We start from the raw sequence: 6,227 nt of genomic DNA on the forward strand, positions 1-6,227 counted from the left end.
GGAAATTATCCACAAATGTTAAAAACGTTAAAACTTACTAACTTCTTAATTGCTACTTTATTAACTGTAAGTTTTACCAAAGTAGCTTATGCTGAAGAAACTACATCTTTAACTGTAGTTGTGAATGGTATTACTAACAAAACTGGGGAAATTTGTATGCGAGTTTATAACTCAGAAACAGGATTTCCTTTCAATAATAAAAGTGAAGTCAAAAGTGGCTGTAGTAAAATTACAGGTTCTTCTATCACTCAGGTATTTACTGATTTAAAACCCGGTAATTATGCTGTAGCCGTAATTGATGATCAAAATGGCGATCATAAACTGAATAAAGACTTTTTTGGCATTCCTCAAGAGGGTTTTGGAATTTCTCGTAACCCCACAGTTTCTATTGCCACTGGTACACCAACTTTTGAAAAATCCAGTTTTAAATTGAAGAAAAACCGCACTATTCAGATTTTTATTAAATATTCACTTGATCCTTAATTAATAGGAGAATAAATACCAATATCCCCTACTTACCGGGATCAAATTTAGATCAAAAGTGGGGGATATAAAAGTATCAATATAGGAAGATAAATATGCTGTCACAGACTGTAGAATTAACACCAAATATTATGATAGATATGATGATATTTTTATCTAAGTCTTTATTTGGTTGGCTGATAATTCAAATGTGTTTAACATTAATATTTTTATGGCATTTACGTTTTAATAAATCACCATTATTACCCGATGATCAACTACCAAAAACCGCAGTAATTTTGTGTTTACGAGGTGCTGATCCATTTTTACCTAGTTGTTTGCGATCGCTATTACAACAAAATTACCCCGACTATGATTTAAAAATTATCATTGATAGTCCCCAAGATCCCGCTTTTAAAATTACCAAAGAAACTATCAACGAACTACAAGCAAAAAACGCTCAAATTACCACATTAACAGAAATTCGTCATAATTGTAGCCTCAAATGTACGGCCTTATTACAAGCAGTTTCTAACTTAGATAGTGAATATAAAATCATCGCTTTTGTTGATGCTGATACCATTATTCATCCTACCTGGTTACGAGAATTAGTAAGTCCTTTAATGGATGATAAAATTGGTGTAACTACTGGTAATCGTTGGTATCTTGTTACTAATAATTACTGGGGTTCATTAGTGCGTTATGCGGGTAATGTTTCTAGCGTTATACAAATGTTTTTATTTCAAATTCCTTGGGGTGGAACTTTAGCCATAAAAACAGAAGTATTACATCAAATTGAACTTACAAAAGATTGGCAAGAAGTCTTTAATGATGATTTCATTATCCATAAACTTATCAAAAAACATAAACTTAAAATTAAATTTGTTCCTTCATTATTAATCTTAAATAGAGACGAAATTAACTTAAATAATATCCTAGAACCTATTACCAGATTAATCATTAATTGTAAATTATATCATCCCCAATGGTTAGCAATTATTAGCGAATCATTTTCTAGTATTCTTGTTCCTAATTTAACGATTATTACCATCATAAAATTAATAATTGATGGTCAATTTTATCCAGCATTTCTCCTCACTAGTATCTATATTTCCTATACCATTGGTTTACTGATCATCATCTTATTAGCAGAATTTATTAGTCAACCAGTTATTTATCATCAAAATCAAGAAAAACCCAAATTATCAACAATAAATATTATAAAACTGTTACTATCAATTCCTTTAACTCAATGGGTTTATGGTTTAGTAATATTATCTGCCATTTGGACATCTACTATAAAATGGCGGGGACTTACTTATCGCATTAAAGGTAAGAAAAATATCCATCTTCTTGAATATCAACCTTATGAATGGCTAGATCAACCAATAGATCCAAAAACATCACTTTAAATATTAGAATTAACTTTCATTATCATGACTAAAAAACCTCTGAGGATCGCCTTATTTACGGGCTTATATGCTCCATTTTTAACCGGAGTTTCTGTGGCAGTACATCAACGAGTACGTTGGCTATTAGAACAAGGACACGAAGTTTTTCTCATCCATCCTGCTATTAATAATAAATATCCTGCACAGGTAGGAAAACGCCCCATGTCAGGACTACAAGAACTACAGATTTTTCCCAAATTTTCTTCCTTTGCATTTCCCACAGAACCACTAATTTTTTATAAATCTTTACCCCAACCATTAAGTTATCGTCATTGGAGTGATACCAGATTACTTAATAACTTCAAACCCGATATTATCGTAGTAGAAGAAGCTGCCCAAATGCGCGGTTTATATTCTATATTTTTACAAGGTTATGGTCGTTCTATAGGTGTAGAATATGCTAGGAAAACCCGTACTCCAATTATTTCGATTTTCCATACAGATATCATTGCTTATATTCAATATTATTTGGGTAATGTTATCTTTAATTTCGTTCGTCCACTATTACCAATCATTGTAAAACAATTCAGTGAAACCTATAATTTAAGTTTGTTTTCATCCCGTGAACAATTAACTAAATATCAAAAGTTAAAATGTCAGCGTAGTGAATATTTACCCTATCAAGGAATAGACTGTAATAAATTTCATCCTCGCAATATTTGTTATGATCCCATTCCTGAAAATAAAAGACCGACTTTATTATTTGTAGGGCGTATTACTGCGGAGAAAAATGTTGGCCAACTTTTAGATATTTATCCTCTAGTTGCTGCGAAAATTCCCGATGTTCATCTAGTAATTGTGGGTAGTGGTCCATTAGATAAAGAAATTCGCCAACGCGCCCAAAAATTTGGTAATGGGGTGACAATTTGGGGTGAATCTCATGGATTAGAATTATTAGGTTGGTTTGCTAAAGCCGATATATTTGTGAACCCTTCCATTACCGAAAATTTCTGTACTACCAATAATGAAGCCTTAGCTTCTGGCACTCCTGTAATTGCAGCGATCGCTCCTTCCACAGCAGAACAAGTATTACCAGGAACAAATGGCTTTTTAGCAGAACCAAATAATCCTAAAAGTTTTGCTGAAAAAATAATTACCATTCTCAGTGATCCGCAACTTAAACATCAATTAAGTGAACAAGCAAGACCTTCTATATTGCCATTTGATTGGTCAGCTTGTAGCCAAAAGTTTGAAGATAAACTCTATCAACTAGTAAATTCTCAATAATTTAGATCCCGGACTTCTTAAAGAAGTCCGGGATCTGATAGCTGACTACTTAAAAAACGCCAACTTGGCTAGTAAATTTCATCTATCCTTGCTACATTATGTAAGTAGTTGACCTGTGGGCTTTTAGGTTTTTAGTTTGAGATACTGACAATTATCGCTATGACATTATCAGGATGAAAATTGCCTACTCCACCTGATAATTTAATTGCTATTGTCCTCAATAGTACCTAAAAATCCTTATACCTCAGAAGTTTTTTGCTTCTGGGGTTTTTATTATTAGTATTTTCCTTTGTCACACAGGCATACTTCGACAAGCTCAGTACAAGTCTTGCTGTGTTGATAGTGTACCTCATTTACCTCAAATCTACTGTAAAACATTTGTTATGGGAATATCCTACTTTTGAGGAATCTATCGCAAGTGTTAAAAGTATAATTACCAGATTACAATTAGTTTTTGATTAGTTTATCAAGTGGACAGGGAATTTATTCCCTGTCTAAAAACCTGTCTAAAAAAGTTGGTTAAAACCGACTGTTTTTAGATAGATTTTAATGTAATTTAGCTAGTCTTGTTACTCACAATATCAGAGTTTTCTAAAAACTCTCTTAACTCTTTTTTGCTATCATTAGCAGACTTAAAACCTACTAGACTAGAAATTACACCAATACCGATGTTAAGATGGGTTTGTTCAATTCTGCCAGTGTAAAATAAGATAATACTGACAAATGTGAACATTACGGAGGTTGTACCAATGGCAATTTTGACGTTATATTCTAGCTGATGTTGCCTAATTAACTCATTGAAAGCTTGCTTTTGTTGTTCTGGAGTTAGTTTTGGCTGGTGGGATTGATTGAATAGGTTAAACTTAAACATAGTTGCTATCTCCTTTGATCAACTTGACAATTCGTTTAGCTATTGATATCCTATTGATATTTCTCACAATGAACCAGAGAAAAAAAGGGTTTTATTCGTGAAAACTTTTCCCTAAATTTTAGGGAGTTTGGGGAAATAAAAATACCCTAATTTCCCTAGACGGTAATAATCCAGATTTGCTATAGTTATAAAAATTAATCAAAAGTGGAATCTATGAACAAAGTTCAAGTTAGTGAAAGAGGAAAAAACAAACTTAAAGAAAAATATAAACAAGCTGGTTATACTATCGCAACTCTACAGGAAGCAGCACCAGCAAGTGAAGATCAAATTAAATATTTAATAGGACAACAAAACAAAAAAGTAACAGCAGTTGATAGATTTGTAATTGAAAATGTAGTCAATGCTATCAATGCAGGACTGAAAACAAATGGTATAGATGAAAAACTCGAACCTTCAGATATTGTTGATAACTGGTATCCTGACACCATTCCCACAGAATTTATAACTGTCATTGATGATAAAACAAAACTATTTCGCGGTCGCCAATTTGTATTTGATGCTATTACCGAATTTATCCAAAATAACAAAAGTGGCTATTTTACCATTCTCGGTGATGCGGGAATGGGCAAGAGTGCCATAGCTGCCAAATATATAGTAGATAATCCTGGAACAATTTGCTTTTTTAATATTCGCGCTGAAGGTAAAAACCGTCCTGATGTATTTCTGAGATTAATTCGTGAACAATTAACCAAAAGATTTGATTTGCAGAATGTAGAAAATGATTATTTATCTACTTTATTAACTAAAGCTAGTGGAAAATTAGCTAATTATGAAAATTTAGTCATTGTTATTGATGCTTTAGATGAAGTTGATCAGGATGATCATGGTAATTTGTTAAATTTACCGATGTATTTACCAGATCATGTTTACCTGATACTCACTAGAAGACCTTATAATTCAGATGATAAAAGACTAAATCTTTCCCCTGATACTAAATATCAAGAATTAGATTTGAGGGAATATCAGGATAATAGTAAAGATGATGTAAAAGGATATATTTTAGAATTTCTCGGGTTAGAAAAAAATAAACCACGTTTAGAAAAGTGGATTAATCAACAACATGACTTGAGTAAATCAAAATTTGTAGATACTATCGCTGCTAAAAGTGAAAATAATTTCATGTATTTACGCTATGTGTTAGAAGCAATTGCAGAAGGATTTTATCAGGATGAAAAACTAGAACAATTACCCGCAGGTTTACAGGGATATTATGAGAGTCATTGGCGCATTATGGGAATGACAACTAAACCCTTACCCAAGGATAAAATTAAAATTATTTATGTAATGTGTGCTTTAAAAAGTGCCGTGTCCCGTGAGATGATTGTGAAATATTCCCAGCAAGATGATCTCACAGTCCAGGAAGTTCTGAAAGGTTGGACACAGTTTTTACAGGAACAAAAAACCTATCAACCGCCTTGTTTTCGTTTTCGCTTTTATCATGAGAGTTTCCGCGATTTTTTACAACGTCAGGATATTGTGGAAGCTGCTGGGGTGAGTTTACCACAAATTAGCGCGGAAGTTGCTCAAAATATGGCTGAGGGATTAACACTATGAGCAACTTTCAGACTTGGTTTAATGAACAGTCGGAGGAACCAAAAGAACAGTTTTTAGGTGAATATCACCGATTGTTATTAGAGGGTAAAAAATATCCAGAACTGTTTAAATTATTATCCAACTACTACTTTATTGAAGCAAAAATCAATCATCCGTCATTTGGAGTACAAGCACTGATTGAAGATTATGATTTACTCCAGGATGAAACAAAAACTCCTGTAGAGACGTTCCATGGAACGTCTCTACATTCAAACAGCAACACCACAATATCATCATTAAAAAAAATTCAAGGTGCTTTGCGACTCTCTGCACATATTATCAATCAAGATAGTCAACAACTACCAGCACAACTGACAGGGAGATTACTACATTTTGACACACCAGAAATTAACAACCTTCTGCAACAAATACCCACAAATCAAGGTTTACTTTGTTTAACTCCTAGTCTCACCCCTCCCGGTAGTCCCCTGATTCGCACTCTCTCAGGTCATAGTGACTCGGTAAATGCGATCGCAGTCACACCCGATGGAAAAACGGTGATTTCTGGTTCTGATGACAAGACTATCAAAATCTGGGATTTGGGAACAGGAACAGAAAAATTC

The 6,227-nt window shown here is 33.3% G+C and carries 6 protein-coding genes; 5 read left to right on the top strand and 1 reads right to left on the bottom strand.

All coding sequences use genetic code 11. The features are described 5' to 3' along the window. The first annotated feature begins 15 nt into the window (after nt 1–15). The 3 genes from H6F32_RS15195 to H6F32_RS15205 all read left to right on the top strand — a co-directional run bounded on the left by H6F32_RS15195 (nt 16) and on the right by H6F32_RS15205 (nt 3,140). Nucleotides 16–483 carry a DUF2141 domain-containing protein gene (locus tag H6F32_RS15195; protein ID WP_190370154.1) on the top strand — a complete coding sequence of 156 codons (468 nt, stop codon included), beginning with the start codon at nt 16–18 and terminating at the stop codon, nt 481–483. A gap of 131 nt (nt 484–614) precedes the next feature. Beyond that, complete coding sequence (locus H6F32_RS15200; protein WP_190370160.1) at nt 615–1,874, top strand: glycosyltransferase family 2 protein; 1,260 nt, start codon at nt 615–617, stop codon at nt 1,872–1,874. A gap of 24 nt (nt 1,875–1,898) precedes the next feature. Further along, nucleotides 1,899–3,140, top strand: a complete 1,242-nt coding sequence (locus tag H6F32_RS15205; RefSeq protein WP_190370155.1) for a glycosyltransferase — start codon at nt 1,899–1,901, stop codon at nt 3,138–3,140. Nucleotides 3,141–3,696: 556 nt separating this feature from the next. Here the strand turns inward: H6F32_RS15205 and H6F32_RS15210 are convergent. After that, complete coding sequence (locus H6F32_RS15210; protein WP_190370156.1) at nt 3,697–4,011, bottom strand: TRADD-N-associated membrane domain-containing protein; 315 nt, start codon at nt 4,009–4,011, stop codon at nt 3,697–3,699. Nucleotides 4,012–4,224: 213 nt separating this feature from the next. Here H6F32_RS15210 and H6F32_RS15215 point away from each other — a divergent pair, with 213 nt between their 5' ends. Beyond that, nucleotides 4,225–5,625: a hypothetical protein gene (locus H6F32_RS15215; RefSeq protein ID WP_199294591.1), complete on the top strand. Its 1,401-nt coding sequence runs from the start codon at nt 4,225–4,227 to the stop codon at nt 5,623–5,625. Beyond that, nucleotides 5,622–6,227: WD40 repeat domain-containing protein (locus tag H6F32_RS15220; RefSeq protein ID WP_395939619.1), on the top strand; the 606-nt coding region annotated here is incomplete at its 3' end. The genes H6F32_RS15215 and H6F32_RS15220, both read left to right, overlap by 4 nt.

Source organism: Anabaena sp. FACHB-1237, from assembly GCF_014696225.1.
In the GTDB taxonomy this organism is placed as follows: Bacteria; Cyanobacteriota; Cyanobacteriia; order Cyanobacteriales; family Nostocaceae; genus FACHB-1237.